General features: G+C 59.0%; 14 protein-coding genes. 2 read left to right on the forward strand and 12 right to left on the reverse strand.

Annotated elements, in window-relative coordinates:
• Positions 1 to 31: 31 nt before the first annotated feature.
• The 12 genes from CAL28_RS28010 to CAL28_RS28065 all read right to left on the reverse strand — a co-directional run bounded on the left by CAL28_RS28010 (position 32) and on the right by CAL28_RS28065 (position 15,769).
• A complete protein-coding gene (locus tag CAL28_RS28010; RefSeq protein WP_141218257.1) occupies positions 32 to 4,609 on the reverse strand; it encodes a glycoside hydrolase family 99-like domain-containing protein in 4,578 nt (1,525 codons plus the stop codon).
• Positions 4,602 to 5,957, reverse strand: a complete 1,356-nt coding sequence (locus CAL28_RS28015; protein WP_254926254.1) for an ABC transporter ATP-binding protein — start codon at positions 5,955 to 5,957, stop codon at positions 4,602 to 4,604. The genes CAL28_RS28010 and CAL28_RS28015 overlap by 8 nt, the downstream gene beginning before the upstream one ends.
• A 136-nt stretch (positions 5,958 to 6,093) precedes the next feature.
• The gene (locus CAL28_RS28020) at positions 6,094 to 6,927 is read right to left on the reverse strand and encodes an ABC transporter permease (protein ID WP_094844253.1); all 834 of its coding nucleotides are present in this window, start codon (positions 6,925 to 6,927) and stop codon (positions 6,094 to 6,096) included.
• Positions 6,928 to 7,073: 146 nt separating this feature from the next.
• Complete coding sequence (locus CAL28_RS28025) at positions 7,074 to 8,012, reverse strand: NAD-dependent epimerase/dehydratase family protein (protein ID WP_094844254.1); 939 nt, start codon at positions 8,010 to 8,012, stop codon at positions 7,074 to 7,076.
• The gene (locus CAL28_RS28030; protein ID WP_094844255.1) at positions 8,005 to 9,285 is read right to left on the reverse strand and encodes a glycosyltransferase family 4 protein; all 1,281 of its coding nucleotides are present in this window, start codon (positions 9,283 to 9,285) and stop codon (positions 8,005 to 8,007) included. Before CAL28_RS28030 ends, CAL28_RS28025 begins: the two co-directional genes overlap by 8 nt.
• On the reverse strand, positions 9,282 to 10,280 hold the full coding sequence (locus CAL28_RS28035; protein ID WP_094844256.1) for a glycosyltransferase family 2 protein: 999 nt from the start codon (positions 10,278 to 10,280) through the stop codon (positions 9,282 to 9,284). Before CAL28_RS28035 ends, CAL28_RS28030 begins: the two co-directional genes overlap by 4 nt.
• On the reverse strand, positions 10,277 to 10,822 hold the full coding sequence (rfbC, locus tag CAL28_RS28040; RefSeq protein ID WP_094844257.1) for a dTDP-4-dehydrorhamnose 3,5-epimerase: 546 nt from the start codon (positions 10,820 to 10,822) through the stop codon (positions 10,277 to 10,279). The genes CAL28_RS28035 and rfbC overlap by 4 nt, the downstream gene beginning before the upstream one ends.
• Position 10,823: 1 nt before the next feature.
• The gene (gene rfbA, locus CAL28_RS28045; protein ID WP_094844897.1) at positions 10,824 to 11,711 is read right to left on the reverse strand and encodes a glucose-1-phosphate thymidylyltransferase RfbA; all 888 of its coding nucleotides are present in this window, start codon (positions 11,709 to 11,711) and stop codon (positions 10,824 to 10,826) included.
• 8 nt (positions 11,712 to 11,719) lie between these two features.
• The gene (rfbD, locus tag CAL28_RS28050) at positions 11,720 to 12,619 is read right to left on the reverse strand and encodes a dTDP-4-dehydrorhamnose reductase (RefSeq protein WP_094844258.1); all 900 of its coding nucleotides are present in this window, start codon (positions 12,617 to 12,619) and stop codon (positions 11,720 to 11,722) included.
• Complete coding sequence (gene rfbB, locus CAL28_RS28055; protein WP_094844259.1) at positions 12,616 to 13,689, reverse strand: dTDP-glucose 4,6-dehydratase; 1,074 nt, start codon at positions 13,687 to 13,689, stop codon at positions 12,616 to 12,618. The genes rfbD and rfbB overlap by 4 nt, the downstream gene beginning before the upstream one ends.
• A 2-nt stretch (positions 13,690 to 13,691) precedes the next feature.
• Entirely contained in the window at positions 13,692 to 14,618 is a 927-nt protein-coding gene (locus CAL28_RS28060) for a glycosyltransferase family 2 protein (protein WP_094844260.1), read from the reverse strand.
• Between the two features lie 44 nt (positions 14,619 to 14,662).
• Positions 14,663 to 15,769, reverse strand: a complete 1,107-nt coding sequence (locus CAL28_RS28065; protein ID WP_094844261.1) for an MraY family glycosyltransferase — start codon at positions 15,767 to 15,769, stop codon at positions 14,663 to 14,665.
• Positions 15,770 to 16,216: 447 nt separating this feature from the next.
• Here CAL28_RS28065 and CAL28_RS28070 point away from each other — a divergent pair, with 447 nt between their 5' ends.
• Both CAL28_RS28070 and CAL28_RS28075 read left to right on the forward strand, forming a co-directional pair.
• Positions 16,217 to 16,786, forward strand: a complete 570-nt coding sequence (locus CAL28_RS28070) for an SRPBCC family protein (protein ID WP_094844262.1) — start codon at positions 16,217 to 16,219, stop codon at positions 16,784 to 16,786.
• Between the two features lie 115 nt (positions 16,787 to 16,901).
• Positions 16,902 to 17,783: a DMT family transporter gene (locus CAL28_RS28075; RefSeq protein ID WP_094844263.1), complete on the forward strand. Its 882-nt coding sequence runs from the start codon at positions 16,902 to 16,904 to the stop codon at positions 17,781 to 17,783.
• Positions 17,784 to 17,848: the final 65 nt, after the last annotated feature.

Genomic DNA, 17,848 nt, shown 5'->3' on the forward strand with positions numbered 1-17,848 from the left:
AGTTTACAGATTGGCCGAAGGCCAATAGCTTTCAGACCGCGGTTTTCGCCGCATTGAGGATTTGTTCGATGGACGGAGCGTCAGTACCACCTGCTCCCACTTGAAGATATATTCTTTCGGCATATCGGCGCGCGTCGGCCTGCTTTTCCGGCCTGACATTGTATCGGCTCGCCACAAGCGCCTGCATTCGGACGATCTCGGTCAGCTGACTGATATTCAAGCCCGAGTTCGTGACACTGCGTTGATGCCTGCGATGCAGATTGGCCGAGCGCGGCGAATAGGCGATGCGCCCCTGCGACAATATTTCAACGTAAACACGCCAGTCTCCCGCCACGCGGAAATGAGACGCCAGGCTCCCCGCGGCGTCCAAAGCCTTGATCATGGCAGTACGATCGAAGACGACCGCGCTTACGTTGGGTATCGTATTCTTGACACTCAAGGCCTCCGTGATTTCTTCCGTACCGTCAGCGATATAGCGCGTAAGCCAACGATTGGGGTCAACGTCCGACACATAATCTAGATAATTCTTTCCTATAGCCAGCCCTGCCGAGTCGATCTGCCGGCTTTCGCAGTAACTCATGACCACGTCTGGATAGTCGAAACCCCGCATCACCTCCAGAAGGAAATCCGGATCGCTCAAATCGTCGGCCTCGGCAATCCAGACGAGCTCACCGCTGGCTTGCCGTACCCCTTTGTCCCATTGGGCAAAGACGCAGCCCGAATTGGCTTCCGAGCACTCCAGCCGAGTGTCGACGTTCAAGTCAGCGGCGATCTCCCTGATGATCTGTGCGCTGCCATCCGTTGAACAATCGTCCAGCAGGATAAGCTCGTAGATGGGATAGCGCTGCTGCACTATGGAGTCCAGCCTTTCCTTCAGGTAATGCGCATAGTTGTAGTTGGGAACGACAACGGATACCCGACGGATGGGGAACCGGAGTGCCTCGAGTACCGTGAAAAGATAGCGCCTGAACGAGAATTCCGATTCGACAATGGCAAGGGCATTGGCGGCGAACGTTTCCCGAAATGTCTTGTCCGCCAGTATGCTGTTCAACGCTTCGGCATAGGCGGAAACATTGAACGCGGGAACGACCAGGCCGCTTTCGGCGCGCCGGACCAGTTCGGGAATCCCACCCGTGGCGCCAAAGCAGACGATCGGCAAACCGCCCCCCATCGCATCCAGAGCCACCGTGGGGAAGGGATCCTCGCGCGAGGTCAACGCCAGCACATCCGCGCCGGCGTAGAACACATCCGTGTCATCCTTGCGCCCTGGAAACACGAAGTGCTTGCGTATATCGGCGCTGCAGGCGTCCAGCATGGACGCGACTGTCGCCTGCATCTCGGCTTCCCAATGGCCCAACCACACCATATAGGCATCCGGCGTGGTCTTGAGTACCTCCAGGCCCGCTTCGATGAACATGTCCACGCCCTTGCGGCGATCGGCGTAGCCCGCGCCCAGGACGATGTGTGCGTCCTTGGGCAGTTTGAGCAGCGTGCGAAGTTCCTGGCGTGCCTGTGCGAAATTGGCGCGATACCGGTTTCGCTTGTGCAGGCCCTGGGGCCGGATGATGAATGCGTCTTCTCGCAGCGGCGCGACGGCTCGGAAGCTCTCCTTGACCAAGTTGGCCGGGAAAATCACCTTTTCCGCATGCCTCGCGATGACGCTCGCGTGCTCCTCCAGCTTGTAATGAGCCAGGATGCCGCTAAGCTCATGCACCAGCGCAACGCACCGGATGCCATGCGCTGCCAAAGTTTCCAGGAAAAGGCCGCTCACCGTACTATTGACGATCGCGAAGCGATATCCCCGTGCGGCCAAGTCGGCGGCAATTTGGGCCGCCTTTTCGCCTCGTTGGTCCTGGCCTTCCATGTCATGCAGCTGACCGTACTTCGCGAACTCGGATTTCAAAGGGCCGCCGCCAAGGCAGACGACTTCGACGTCCAGGTGGAAATCCTCTTTCAACGCCCTGGTCATATTCAGGGCAAGATACTGGGCTCCATGGAGGTACGCGTCGTGGGTCACGACAACGATACTGCCAAGCCCTTGCGATTCAGCGTTGTTTTCCAGCGCCCGGCGCGTCGCGTCCAGGAAGGCATACCCGTATTTGGTATCCGGCTCAAGATGCGCGCCTTCCGCCCATTCGTTCCACGCGTTGATGAATACCAGCCGCTCCTCTTTTGACGTGATTCGCGTAACGGTGTCGGCGATGGCGTTTCCAAGCCATTCTTCGTAGCCACGCGGCGAACTGTTCAACAGCACGGTGCCCCGGGTTTTCTTTCTGGCCGTGTTGTCCCACGAGGGACACACGCCGCGGAACAATGTGTAGTCGGGCTTGGGATATTGCCTGGACCTTCTGACCAAGGTACGCCAGTCGTAGACGGTGGACGCGAAATCAGAGTGCAGTGGCGCGACCTGATCCCGCGCCGGCAACAGCGACGAGTTATTGGGGGGAAACTCGATTGCGGCATCGAAACCGTAGCGGCGCGGGTCGACCGACTCGAACGACTGCGTGTACGCCAGGTAGATCTCGCCGATGCCGTTCTGCCGGCACCACTTCCGCCACCGCTGGACGGTTTCCGCCGGCTCTGGCAGGATGCCGGGCCGATAGACCAGTAGCAGGGGTTTACCGTCGATTCGGATATAACGCGGATCTCGCAGGTATTTTGCGATATAGGCAATAAACGCAAGGTCGTCAGCAGGCGAATGATCCTGGGCGATCAGTATCTCGCTGTCCAGGCCATCCCAGCGTCGGCTCCAGTTCTCATTCGCCCAGCACAGGCAGAACGGCAGATCCAGGCTGGAATCATTGAGATAATTCGCTATCGGTGTTTCGAGCAGGCGCTTTCCGCCGAACCAATAGAAGTAAAAGCAAAAACCTTCAATGCCGTAAAGCTTGGCCAGGTCGACTTGCCGGCGCTGTACCGCACGATCACGCAAATCGTAGTATCCCAGTTCACCAGGTACGTGTGGCTGATAGTGTCCTTCAAATTGGGGCCGAGCAGGCACCACGTTGGTCCACTCAGTGAACCCTTTTCCCCACCATTCATCATTTTCGGGAATAGGATGGAACTGCGGAAGATAAAAGCAGATCAGCCGCGCTTCCTTTTTTTGCAGCGGGGGGGCCGCGATCAACGGCACATAATCCGGCAACCGCGCATGAAAAGGCGGCAGTTGGTCCGGGTAGCGCGCGAACTTCCCGGCCTCTTCCACGAACTTCAAGTGATCTTGCCATACGCGATAGGCGTACGTGCGCTTCAGGGCGAACCCGAGTCGCGTGAATGCATAGCCCTTGATCGCCTCCTTCCGCCGGTCGGATAGAGGGATAAGCCGCCATAGAGCCCTGAACGACCGCATTGCCAAGCGTCGCGCCGTCCAATAGATACGGCTGGCGAAGTATCGGGCACTGCTTCGGCGCATCGCCTCGACGCGATCCGCCAGCACTTGCACCGTATGAGCCAGACTCTCCAGGCGCTGTTCGCCAGCCTGGATGGTCACGCCGTGCGCAGCGATCAGCTTCGCACTTTCCTGCAATGAAGTGGTCAGTTCGCTGATCGATTCTGCGTTTTGCCTGGAGAAATCCGCGAGCAGGCTCCGCAGCGCCTGCACCGTCTTCGAATTCTCGAATATGGCGTGGTTGACCTCTAGAAGCTTGCCGGTATTGGCGCTCACAGTTTCCTGCGCATCGCGCAGAGAGGTGCCTAGTTCCCAGAGTTTGCTTTCCTGCCGTGCGATAAGACTCAGCGCGGGCAAGATGGATACAAGTTCCGAGGCCAGCTCCACAAACGTGTCTTCGACTTCGTGATCGTCAACGGACAGCTCCTCCATAGCGACACGCTGCAGAAGCTCATAGGCGATACGTACCTGTATCGGCACCGCAGGATTTTCCCGCAAGTCTTCCGCTGTGTAATGCGTGTGTCGCAACCCGCTTTCCAGGAACTCGCTCTCGTAAACGCGCAGCGCGGCAGCGTCCGGCTCAGGCAGTTGCAGCGCCCGCGCGATGCGCGCCAGTTGAGGCTCCGGAGCCGCCAGCAGCGTGTCGTAATCGACCACTATCCGCTTCCTGCCGCGTGTACCGATTACCGCCGGTACGACGTGCTCAAGCCATAGATAGAAGGATTTTTCCGGTTCGAAAGCATTGCGTTTCTGCAGGGACTGCATAACGCTGAGCGGATTACGGATCGCAATAATGAAGCCAATGTCGCAGCCCACCCGTTCCAATACACGGAGCCAGAAAGGCAGCAACCGAGCCGTACGTGGGTCCTTGAACCCCCAGTAGTTGCCAGTACCAAGCTTGGCACGGACCAGGGCTTCCGCTTCGGCGGCATATCGCGCAATGATGGGGTCGTCAGTCGGGAAATCCCAGTTAACCAACCCCAGGCGGTCGTAGGCAGAGCCCACGGAGGCAAGCAGGTGCTCATTCAGCGCGAGGCAGTCCTTATCTTCCCAGAACCCCTTGGGGTTATCAGCACCTGACGGATGAAGGTTATCCCCCAGTTGGACTCCTAGCACTTCCAAACCACGAGTGATCGCGCTGGTTCCGCTTCTGTGCATCCCTAGGACAATGACGGCCATCTTTCTATGGGAAGACATGGGCCGCTCTATGGCGTCACTCATTTATATCTCTCAAAAATTCCACGCTCGGCTCGCAGCCGAAGTCGATATGCCCCGTCATGGCAAGCCTGCGCTCGGGAAGCACCCGGAACATGGCGACGTCCAGCAAACGGTGCATATAGGTGTACATACCGTCTATATCCCCCTGCACCCCGGCATTGAGAAAATAGACACCGGGCGCAAGGTTACATTGGAAATCGAATCTCACGCGAATCACGGATCCGGCTGCCACATATTCAATGCCCAACGACGGCTGGGAGGCGGAAATAGCACCGCCGAGCTCCAGACCGTTGATAGTCTTGATCAGCATGCCGAAGGCGACGCTGCCCGCTCCTTTGTGAAACCGCACCGTGTAAACGTACTGATAGCGGCGGCCCCGGCGAACGTTGTTGACCTGATGTCCATCCGGAGTCAACACCATCGGGTTTTCGATCGTCGCGCCGTTGATCTCATACTCTATGGTGCTGGACGGCAGCAAAGCGGGATCATAACTTTCTTCAGGCCCCTCATCCTGTTCCCGGTTTTTGACTTCTTCTACGGGTTTGCCCGACGTGGCGGTATCTTCCGAGCCGCCGCGGCCGGCCTCCACAAGAGGGAAACTGGTGTCCCTATCGGACTCGGCATCCGCGCTCGCGATCTCTACCCTGATCTTTGCCCGGACATCATCGGCGGCATACAGCAGCCTTTGATAGCGCCCTACGACCGTCTTGGGCTCGCCGACGACCAGGCAGTCGCCGCTGTCCAGCAGGATGGCCCGGTCGCACAATTCCACTATCGTGTTTCCCGAATGGGATACGAACAGGATCGTCGCGCCTCTGGACCGTATCTCTTCTATGCGCGAAAAGCATTTTCTTTGGAAACGCTCGTCGCCAACGGATAGCGCCTCGTCGACCACCAGTATTTCAGGGTCGACATTGATCGCGACGGCAAAGGCGAGGCGCAGCTGCATGCCGCTGGAATAATTCTTGGTTGGCTGGTCGATAAAATCGCCGATTTCCGCGAAGTCGAGGATGTCGTCGAATCGACGATCGACCTCGGCCCGCGTCAAGCCAAGTACAGCGGCGTTCATGTAGACGTTCTCACGCCCTGTGAACTCGGGATTGAACCCCGACCCGAGTTCAAGCAACGCCGCGATCCGCCCATAGGTTTCGACACTGCCCGTCGTGGGAGACAAGGTGCCGCAAATGATCTGCAGAATGGTCGACTTACCCGAACCATTGCGGCCGATGATACCGACCGCTTCGCCCCGCCTGATTTCGAAAGAAACATCCCGCAGCGCCCAGAATTCACGGAAGTACTGCCGCGGCTGACGCCCCGTAGCCGACTGCAGCCGGGGCAGGACGAACTGCATTAGGCGGTCGCGTGGGCGATCGTAGATGTGGAAGCATTTACCCAGGCCGGAAACGCGTATCGCGACGTCGCCTTTCCCTCGCTGGGACGATGTGCCGGTCCAAGGCTCGGCGACTTCCACACCCTTCAATTCAGCACTAGATGACATCGGCGAAACCTTTCCGGGTTTTCTGGAACCACGCATACCCGAACCATGCCACCAGGCAGGACCCCACAAAATACAAAGCCAGCCCGGTCCAATTCGGCATCTGGCCGAAAATCGCCACCGCGCGTGTTTCTTCGATAACGAAGGTAAGCGGGTTGATCATGAACCAGGTGCGAAACCTCTCCGGCAATGCGGTAACCGGGTAGAAGATCGGGGACAAGAACATGAAGACCATCGTGATGATGCTGATGGTCTGTGCAAGGTCACGCAGGAAAACGCCCAGAGAGGCCAACAACCACGCCAGGCCGACCACCAGGATGATAAGGGGCAATACGACGAGAGGGATAAGAATGACCGTCCAATGGAGAAAGCCGTTCAACAGGACAAAGGCCACCAGCAGCACGAAAGTACTGACCAGGCTATGGAATAGTGCGGCGGCCATCGTGACGACGGGCAGAATCTCCAGCGGGAAAACCACTTTCTTTACGTAATTGACGTTCGAGACGATCAATGCCGGGGCGCGATTGATGACCTCGGCGAAAAAACCATAGACGATCAGACCGACGAACAGTATGACGGCAAATTCGCTCTTGTTCTCCCCTGCCGGATTGGTCCCCCAGCGGGACTTGAATACCACCGAGAATACGAAGGTATAGACGGAAAGCATCAGGATAGGATTGAAGAGAGACCAGGCCAAGCCGAAAAAAGAACCGCGATATCGTCCAGCGACCTCCCGCACGGTCATTTGCAGGATCAAGCCCCGGTGGCCCCATATGCTGCGACACATTTGAGGCAATGATGCGGACTGCGTAGCGTGGGGATTCATTGATGATCCTCGCCATGATTGGTAACGCCGATAGCGCCGTGCTGTCCCGGCGCCATTACTAAGGCAGGAACACTGCCAATCGCTGAATTCATATCTGCTCTAGGTTGTACGCTATCCTGCGCCCGATGCGGCATATAGGCCGCGGCTCAGGACAATGCGGTGCTCTTCATCCAAGCCATTGTTCTTCTAATGCCTTCACGAAGCTCGATTTCCGGCCGCCAACCCAGTTCGGCCGCGGCGCGGCTGCAATCCAACACGCTTTTCGGCACATCCACCGGCCGGGCATTGGCGAACCGCAAATTCAGCTTAGCGCCGAGCAGATCTTCGATGACACCGGCAATCGCCAAAAGGCTCTGCCCCTCACCGCTGCCGATATTGAAAATTCTTTCCTTGCCTTCGTGAATTACCGCCGCGACAAGCGCTCTGGACACATCGTCTACGTACACGTAATCGCGAACGACCGAGCCATTCCCCCAGACCTCGATAGGCTGGTCTGCCAGGGCCTTGCGCAGGAATGCCGCAATTACACCTTGGCTCTTCAGCGCGGTCTGGTACGGACCATAGGGGTTGGCGACCCGCAGGATGCGGTAATCGATGCCGTGGGCACGCCGGTACAAGGCCAGGTACTTTTCAATGGCAAGTTTCGATATGCCGTACGCCGTGATGGGTTCATTCGGAGCTATTTCCGGCGTGGGTATCTGATCCGGCACACCGTAAATGGTTCCCCCCGACGATACGAACACGACACGTTGCACGCCTTCGGCGCGGCAGGCTTCCAGCAAGCGCAGCGTCGGCACGACATTGGCTTCCAGGTCCGCGACCTTATCGATATTGGCGCTGGCAGGCGTGGTGGCATTGACCAGATGGAACACCACATCGCAATCGGCAATTGCCGACGCTACGCTGGTCGGATCGGAAAAATCCCCCTGCATCCATTCCACGTGACGGATCGCTTGCGGGAATGACTGCCGCCGCCCAAAGGCACGTAGCGACGCCACTCTTCCGGAAAGCGCCACACATAGATTGGTTCCCAGAAACCCGCCCCCGCCAAGGACCACACATCGGGCATTCGCCAGATCAACCATGCTGCTCCACCCCGCAATTCGGCACGGACGACGCCTGCAATGCCTGTAGGATTTGCCCCAGCTTGAGCCCTTCGGTCGCCCAGTCGGTTGCGCCGGCAGCCTTCAGCCCACCTTCCCGCAAACGCTTCGCTTCCGCAGGATTCTGCAGGACGTCGCATATTGCGTCGGCCAGGGCCTCGACCGTGGGTGGCTCCAAGCGCGCGTTACTTTCATTCAACAGCCATTCGGTGTTTGGCCCTCGGTTACTGACAACGGGTACACCACAGGCCATAAGCTCCAGGGGCAGCAATGAAAGGTTTGAAAAAGAGAGAACGAGGGCGGCCGAGCAAGTGCCGTAGAGTTGGGGCAAGTCGGATAGCTTGACGATGTCCCTGCTCTCAAACTTGAAAGGAAACTGGTAGGCACGCAGACTGCCGCCCGCCATCACCATGGTCACATCCGGCATGCGTCGGGCGACCTCGCTCAGCACCAGGATGCCAAGCTCGAAGCCCCGACGCGGGGTAGACGGCCTGGCATAAAAGAATATCCTCCTGCTTGCCAGCTGGGCGGATTCGTCCGGAGGGGGGACGTACAGATCCCTGGCGTAGGAAAATCCCAGGGGGTACGTTGTCATCCCGTAATCCCGCTTGAGCCTGTCCGCCAGCCATGAGCCTGCCGTAATACCCATGAAGCCGAAGCGATAGGTTTCTTCCGCCAGCGCGCTTTGCGAGCCGGCGGCCGCGAACCACGGTTCGAAGTCCTGCACGAAGTAGCACTTGTGCAAGGTCGGTTGGAAATTCCGGACGATGTAGGCGGTTTGCCATGCGGTAGCGAAGGACATGGCCGCGGGCGGCGCGGTGTGCGCACCGACATAAGTTTCCGCCTTCAGCGGGAAGTACCAATTGGCAATGTCCTTTTTCAACTGCTCCGGCGCAAGGTTCGGAAAGTTATCGCCGATCGCGACAATCCGGCATTCGAATCCCTGTTCTTCCAGGTAGCTGATGAAACGGAAAATGTTCAGATGGCCGCCCGACCCGCGTCCGACATCCGGCACGAACCAGTTGACGGTGTTGGGCCGGATCGCATCCGCCGGCAGTGTCTGCCCGATCGCCTGCTTCTGGACAAACCAATAGTGCTTCCTGACGTCCTGGACAAGGCTTTGGCGGAGCTCCCGATCGAGTGCAGCAGGATTCAGGACGACTTGAAAAACCCTGACGAACAGGGCCTTGAGACCACGGTCCCGAGAGAACGCCACGGCCCGACTGAAACGATTTTTCCACGCCTGGATGCTCATCGTTTTGCCCCTCCGCTGGAAGAAGTGGCCAGCCCAAGCATCATGCGCCGGTCCCGCGACAGACTCCGGCGCACAGCCGCGGGGAGCGCGTCGCCGCGGGCACCCAGGTAGTGCCCCAGCGGCAACATCAGGTTATCGAATGGGGCCCGCACGACCGCGCGCCAGTCATTGCGCAATAGGTGCTCCCGTCTGGCATAGCGGAAATCATTCACGGTGCGGCCGGCCCAGGAGCGCGCAACGTGGCGTAGGGTGGGCGACAAAACATAACCGAATAGCCGATGCAAGGCATAGGACTCGTCGAAACTGCGCTGCAAGCGTTCGACGACTGCATAGTCATGCGAGTGATACACGGCACCTTCATGCGAATATGCCTTCTTCCAACCGGCTTCTATGGCCCGTTGCGCCCAGATCTGGTCTTCCGCAAAATCGACGTCGGGGTAGGGAATCCGTTCCCATACGCTGCGCCGGATAAGAGCGTTGTTATCCGAGAAGAAATGCAGCATTTGCCGATACCCGGGATCGGCCCGATACCGCGTCTCGTCGTCAAGCCACACGACAGGCCGTTGAAGGAATGAAGCAAAGTGCGCTTCGAGATCGCGCTTGGTGAATGGGCTCGCGGTCGGGTAGGCCAAATGCCGCCCGAAGACGCCTGCGATCGAGTCGTCGCTTTCCGCGGCCCGTACCATGGCAGCCAACCACCCGTTGTCGGCCGGCAAGGCGTCATGCGTGATCAGTACGGCATATGGTGCCCGGCACATGGAAACGGCAAGGTTGCGCGTCTTTCCATGCCCGAATTCGCCAGCAGGGATCTGATGCAGGCGGATACGCGGGTCAGGATACGAGCGAACAAAGTCCACCGTCCCATCCGTCGAACCGGAATCCACGACCAGGACGTCAAAGTCGAAGTCCGTAGATTGAGCGCAGACTGTCTCGAGCACTTTCCGAAATAGAGGCCCCGGGTTCTTGGTCGGTATGATGACGGAAGCTCTGATCATGCAAATACTTCCGCGTCCTTGAAAGCGGCACCCTGCAGGTCTTTCGCGGATAGCGTCGGGGTGCCGACGTCCGGCCATTCGATGGCCAGATCGGGATCGTTCCAACGGATACAGCGCTCGTGCTGCGGCGCATAGTAGTCCGTCGTCTTGTAGAGAAAATCCGCGGTTTCAGTCAGGACAACGAAACCGTGCGCGAACCCCTCAGGCACCCAGAGCTGGGCTTTGTTTTCCTCGCTGATCGTGGCGCCAACCCAGCGACCGAACGTGGGAGAAGACCGCCGGATATCAACCGCCACATCGAATACCGCACCGGACACTACCCGCACCAGTTTCCCCTGGGTATTCGCAACCTGGTAATGCAGGCCACGCAATACGCCACGCGAGGAACGGGAATGATTGTCCTGGACGAAATCGACCTCGCGTCCCGTCGCTTCATTGAATAACTTCCTATTGAAGCTTTCATAGAAGAAGCCTCGGGCATCGCCGAACACGCGGGGTTCGAACAGGATCACATCAGGGATTGCCAAGCGGGTCGCTTTCATTTTAGTAAACACGCTCCGTCAAGATGCGCTGCAGGTATTTTCCATAGCCGTTCTTCAACAACGGTTGTGCCAGCCTTTCCAGGTCCGCGGCGGAGATCCATTTCTGCCGGAATGCAATCTCTTCGGGACAGGCCACTTTCAGGCCTTGGCGATTCTCCAGCGTCGATATGAACTGGCTGGCCTCAAGGAGGGAATCGTGGGTACCGGTATCCAACCAGGCATACCCACGGCCCATGATCTCTACTGAAAGCCCGCCCTGCTCCAGGTACGTACGGTTCACGTCGGTGATTTCATACTCACCCCTCGCGGACGGCCTGATGCTCTTGGCAATTTCGACTACCTGCGCGTCGTAGAAATAGAGCCCCGTCACCGCGTAATTGGATTTAGGTGCGGGCGGCTTTTCTTCCAGCGACAGCACAGTGCCTCGCTCGTCGAACTCGACAACGCCGTAACGCTCGGGGTCGTGCACGTGATAGGCAAAAACGGTTGCGCCGTCCGTGCTGGCGTCGGCATGCTGCAGGAGCTCATGGAAATCGTTACCGTAGAAAATATTGTCGCCCAGCACCAGCGCCGAAGGATGGTCCCCAACGAAGTGCTCGCCGATGACGAACGCCTGAGCCAGGCCATCGGGCGACGGCTGTACCGCGTACTCGAGTTCAACGCCCCACTGCGATCCGTCGCCTAGCAGTTGCTGGAACCGCGGCGTGTCCTGTGGCGTGGAAATGATCAGGATTTGCCGGATACCCGCGAGCATCAGGGTGCTAAGCGGGTAATAGATCATGGGCTTGTCGAAAACCGGCAGCAACTGCTTGCTAATGGCTAGCGTCGCCGGATGGAGCCGGGTCCCGGACCCGCCCGCCAAGATGATCCCTTTACGTTGACGTTGCATGTTTGTGCTCATCTTTCCAGTATTTCGTTCAGCATGCGCGCGACACCCGATTGCCACACAGGTAAAAACAATCCGAATGTCCGACGCAGGGACGTAGTATCGAGCCGTGAATTCAGCGGCCGTTGCGCCGCGACCTTGTACGCGCTTGACGGAATAGCCGATACCGCATCGGGACCTGCCTTCAATTGCAGACCGTGCGCGGCGGCTGTCTCCAGCACGTATCGTGCGTAGGCGAACCATGATGTCTCGCCGGCGGCGACCAAGTTGTAAGTGCCTGACAGTGAGGCGGCGGCACGTGTCCGCGCGATGGCATGGGCGGTCACATCGGCAATCAGCTCCGCGCCTGTCGGCGCTCCGACCTGGTCGTCAATGACGGACAAACTTTCGCGTTCACGCGCAAGCCGCAGCATCGTCTTGGCGAAGTTTCCGCCTCGCGCCGCATAGACCCAGCTGGTGCGGAAGATCAGATGGGCGCAGCCGCTTTCACGTATGCGTTGTTCCCCTTCCAGTTTGGTGCGCCCGTAGATGCTCAATGGGTTGGTTGCATCGTCCTCCGTCCAAGGGCGGGAACCGCTGCCGTCGAAGACGTAGTCCGTGGAGTAGTGGACGAGCAGCGTGCCCCTGGCAGCGGCGGCCACAGCCAATGCGCCAGGCCCGGCCGCATTGATCGCATACGCGGCGTCCGGCTCGCTTTCCGCCTTGTCCACGGCGGTATACGCGGCGGCATTGACGATAACGTCCGGCGCTACCGTTGCTACGGTCTTCGCGATACCGGCGGCATCGGCCAGGTCGCCGCACAGTCCAGGCGCACCGGTCCTGTCCAATGCGACGATTTCGCCCAACGGCGCCAAAGACCGCTGCAGCTCCCAGCCGACCTGGCCGTTCTTGCCTAGCAGGAGTATTTTCACTGGTCTCGGCCCGTGTAGTTCTTTTCCAGCCATTGCTTATAGGCACCGCTCTGGACGTTGGATGTCCATCCGGTGTTTTGCAGGTACCACGCCACCGTCTTGCGGATACCCGAGTCGAATGTTTCGGCGGGCTTCCAGCCGAGCTCGCGCTCTATCTTGCGCGCGTCGATCGCGTAGCGCCGGTCATGCCCGGGGCGATCCCGCACAAACGTGATTTGTTCGGCATAGGAACGGCCATCGGCGCGAGGTTTTAGTTCATCCAGGATGGCGCAGATGGTCCTGACAACGTCGATATTGGGCTTTTCGTTCCAGCCCCCGACGTTATAGGTCTGGCCCACCTTGCCCGAAGCAAGGACGGTGCGAATCGCGGCACAGTGATCCTTCACGTACAGCCAATCGCGGACCTGCTGGCCATCACCGTAGATGGGCAGGGGCTTCCCATTGATCGCGTTCAGTATGACGAGCGGAATCAGCTTTTCCGGAAAATGATACGGACCGTAGTTGTTGCTGCAGTTCGTGGTGACTACCGGCAAGCCGTAGGTATGGTGCCATGCGCGGACCAAGTGATCGGATGCGGCCTTGCTGGCCGAATAGGGACTGTTGGGCTCATAAGCGTTGGTTTCCGCGAAAGGCGGGTCATTGGCTTCGAGCGAACCGTAGACTTCATCCGTAGACACATGCAGGAAACGAAATGCCCCTTTTTCCGCTTCGGGAAGTTCCGACCAATATCCTCGAACGCTTTCGAGCAGATTGAAGGTGCCGACGACGTTGGTATGAATAAATTCCCCCGGGCCGTCGATCGATCGGTCCACGTGGGATTCGGCGGCGAAATTCACCACAGCTCGCGGCTTGTGTTCTTTCAACAGCGCGGAGATAACCGTGCGATCACCGATATCCGCCTTGACGAAGGTGTAGCCCGGCCGCTGGGCAACCGAGGCGACCGTTTCCAAATTGCCTGCATAGGTCAATTTGTCGACGTTGACCAGCGCTTCGTCGCCGGCTTGGGCGAACCAATCCAGCACAAAGTTTCCCCCGATAAAACCCGCACCACCCGTTACCAAAATCGTCATAGCTATAGCTTCTTGAAAAAGGCCGCCACAATAAGGCCGATATTTCCGGCAATTGTCTGCCGGTAGACTCCGGAACGCTTCAAACCCACAAGGCGGCGGACAATACCCCCCTGCCGCGAAGAATCGAATTCCAGGAAAATCCTGCGTTGAGGCGCCGGCAGACGCGCGCCGATCCGGCGCAGACCCGCGACGTTGGCGTCGATCCAGCGCCGCAGTTGGCCTTGCATGAGCAACCGGATGCGTACGAAGCGCGCTGAGAATCCCTGATTGGATCCAATGAGATTGCCACCATGCTGGCGGTACAGCAAGGTAGGCTCGGGATCGTAGACGATTCGGCCGCCTGCGGCGCTAATGGCTACGTAGGTCCACCAATCGTGTGCGACAACATCCAGATCCGGACCGGCACTCAGCAATACGCGGCGCCCCTCCGCATTGAAAACCATGGTGTTGCCCCCCCCGACATTCTGCACAAGGGCGTTTCGGAAGTCTGGCTTTTGTGTAAAGAGAGGTGATAGGCCGAGCTGCGTGCCAACCTCGTCCACTAGCTGGGTCCGTGAGCAGTAGAGGGCTGGCAAATCGGTCCCCAATACTTGCAGTTGAGCAACGGCACGTTCCAACTTCTGCTTCTCCCAGACATCGTCTTGATCCGCGTAGGAGAAGTAGTCTGCCTCGATCTCCGGGCGGCACACCAAGGAAAGGAAGTTGGCGGCAAACCCGCGTGAGGGGCCGTGCAGGATTTCCAGGCGATCTGCCCCCCACTCGCGGCGATATTCCGAGAGAATTTCCAACGTGCCGTCACGCGATCCGTCATCCGACACCCAAACCTTCCAGTTGCCGTAGGTTTGAGCGCGGATGGAATCCAGATGCTCCCGAATAAACCGAGCCCCGTTATAAGAGCAGAGCAATATGGCGACTTTGGGAAGGGCCAAAACAGGTCCAGGCGGAGTCGCCGGCGTATTTGAAAACTCGGTACTCAAACGTCGTCAGCCTCTTTCTTTACCATGAGCCAGCGCGGCGTGGCGAAACGCACCAAGGTGCGGTACAGGGTCAGATACACAACGGAGAACAGTGCCACAAAACCCATCAGCACGTACTGGTACTGCCAGAAAAGCACGGCGGGAATGACAGCCAGTGAAGACAGCACCCACAAATACGGCGACGTCATAGCGTTGCGCTGGATCTTATGGCGTACCTCTGTCGATCCAATCGCCCAACGCACCAGCCGCTTGTAAACAAGCATATGCAGGTGGACGCCGTCCGGCATGCCTGGGGAGCGACCCCGCAGCCAGCGCTTTCGATATATCGAAAAAAGCGTTTCGAATACGGGATAAATGCAAAGCAACAAGGGAAACCACGCGGAAACGTTCGGATGCCGATAAAGCATCAGCACGGACAATTCGCCAATCATGTAGCCGATAAAATAGGCCCCACCATCGCCCAGGAATATCAGTCCACGCGGGTAGTTCCAGATCAGAAAGCCGCCGATCGCACCCATCATTCCCACCGAAGCCACCACCAAGAGGCGGTCGCCGAGGTAGTACGACACGTAGGCCATACCCGCCAAAATCATGACTGATACCACCGCCGCCAGGCCGTTATAACCGTCAATGATGTTAATGGCGTTGGAGGCCCCCCCGACGGCGATCATCGTACAGATGAGGGAAATAACCCAAAACTGCAATAGCCAGTCCACCCCAATGATGTTCAGGCGCAGTACGGCAGCCCCGAGGAAATAGTAGGCCAGTCCCCCCGCCAGCATAGCGAGAAGCAAGCGTACGACCGCTCGGACGCGTTTTGTAACATCCTCCGCCAATCCGCCAAGGAAGGCCGGCATGCCACAGAGCATCAACAACAGGAGGGGTTTGACCAGATTCGGCTCGCGCCATGCGGCGGCACCGGCCACCACCAGCATGCCGACTACTAACGCCATGCCCCCCACCCTCGGCACCGGACGGACGTGATATTTTTGCACGCCCGTCATATCGGTATCGCCGGTATAACGCAGATGCCAATGTCCGAACCTGAGCGTCAGAAGCGTGCATATAGCAGACGCTATAAAGGCGATGGACACATAAAGCATTAGATTACCTACCCTTTGACTCTTTTCCGGTTTCTAGGGTCGGCTGCACGAAATTAAGTCGATGCGGACGGAAGTACCTTCCGGGCGCAGCTCATCATTACCCCACTTGATGGCGCACCGATTTTACTGCTTTTCCATGAGACCTTCCGGAGGCGGCAGCTTTCCGTATGTCACTGATCTAATGCAAAGTTTCGGCGCGGCGCGTTGAAGCGGATCCCGGACCACGCAGCGCCGCCCCGGGGCTCATCCCACACCGGCCGGCCAAGAGCAATTCGTAACACTTTACCGGGCAGTCGGTTTGTCCAAAAACACCCGATTTCCCGGCGGCATTGCCGCTCAGCCATTCGTCAGTTGCAAATGGCCACGCATGCGGTAATCCACCCCGTAGCCTTTCGCAGCAATCAGGTCCAGAATAAGTCCAAAGAAGTCCAAATAAAGGAGACAGCCATGCGCATTTCCGATGCCCAATGGATTCCTTCTACCCAGCATCAGACCTGGGAAGCGCTGACCGATTGCGCTGTGCTGCGCAAATGCATCCCGGGCTGTGTGGACGTCGAGTGCAGGTCGCCGACCGAGTACGCCTTTACCGTCCGCGCCAAGGTCGCCGGCTTGGGGGCGGACTACGAGGGGGAAGTCCTGCTATCGGACGTCAACCCCCCTCACGGCTGTACGCTGGTGTTCGAAGGCAAGGGCAGCGCCGCGGGGTTGGCCATCGGTACGGCCCAGGTGAACCTGACGCCCAAGGACGAAGGCACGCGGCTCTCCTATACGCTGGCCGCCATGGCCGGCGGCAAACTGGCCGAGGTGGGCGAAGGCACCCTGCTGAAGGCGGCCGATAAGATCGTGCAGAAGTTCTTCGCCGCTTTCATCGACCACATGGCGGCCCAGCCGCATCTCGCACCCCCGCCTCCCCCGCCGCCGCCGGAGCCGCACGGGCTGCGGAATTCCCGCTGGTCCTGGGCGGTGGTGACAATGCTGATTCTTGTCTTCGTGGGCTATCACACCTTCTTCACCTGAAGCGATATCCGCGTTCGCCGGACGGCATACCCCTCTGCGCGTCGCAAGAATCGGAGTGGCATGGCGGCTGGCCGGTGTATGCTCCTCCGCCTTATTGGCATACACGCGTTTATCCATGCGCAGCCGCGACCTCGCCGACCTGCTGGTGCTGTCCGCCGTTTGGGGCGGATCTTTCCTCTTCATGCGCATTGCGGTGCCGGAGCTGGGACCCGCTCCCCTGATGGAATTGCGGGTGGGCCTGGCCGCGCTGGCCCTGCTGGCGGTGCTGGCATGGCGCGGCGGCATGGGCGTGATTCTGCGCCATTGGAAACCCATTCTCTGGGTCGGCGCGTTCAACGCGGCGCTGCCCTTCCTGCTGTACGGATATGCCGCCCAAGAGCTGGGCGCCGGTTTCCTGTCCGTATCGAATGCCGTGACCCCGATGTGGGGTGCCGTTATCGGCTGGGTGTGGCTGCGCGACCGCCTGCCTGCCCTGCGCGTGCTGGGTCTGGCCATCGGGTTCGCCGGCATTGTGGTGCTGGTGTGGGACAAGTTCGATTTCAGCGATGGCGGGACCGGCCTGCCGGTGCTGGCCGCGCTGGTGGCGCCCTTGTGCTACGGCATTGCGGCCAACAGCACGAAGCGCTATCTGGGCGGCGTCGACGCATTGAGCGGCGCGACCGGCAGCATGGTCAGCGCGTCGCTGCTGCTGATGCCCTTCGCGATCTGGACCTGGCCGGTCGAGCCGGTATCGATGCAAGCCTGGGGGGCGACGATCACGCTTGCGCTGGTGTGCACGGCCATCGCCTATGTGATGTTTTTCCGGCTGATCGCCAGCGTGGGGCCCACGGCGGCTGTCAGTGTGACGTTCCTCGTGCCGGTGTTCGGGGTGCTGTGGGGCACGCTGCTGCTGGACGAAGCGATCACCGGGACGATATTGCTGGGCGCCGCGATTATCCTGGTGGGCACGGCGCTGTCATTGGGGCTGGTCAGGGGGCGAAAGACGATCAATGCCTAAACCCCGGCGGGGAAGATGCCCGGACCAGGGCACCTTCCGAAGGAAAATCGCCGGCTTCCGCGTTC

The organism is Bordetella genomosp. 11, assembly GCF_002261215.1.
Taxonomy (GTDB): Bacteria; Pseudomonadota; Gammaproteobacteria; order Burkholderiales; family Burkholderiaceae_B; genus Bordetella_C.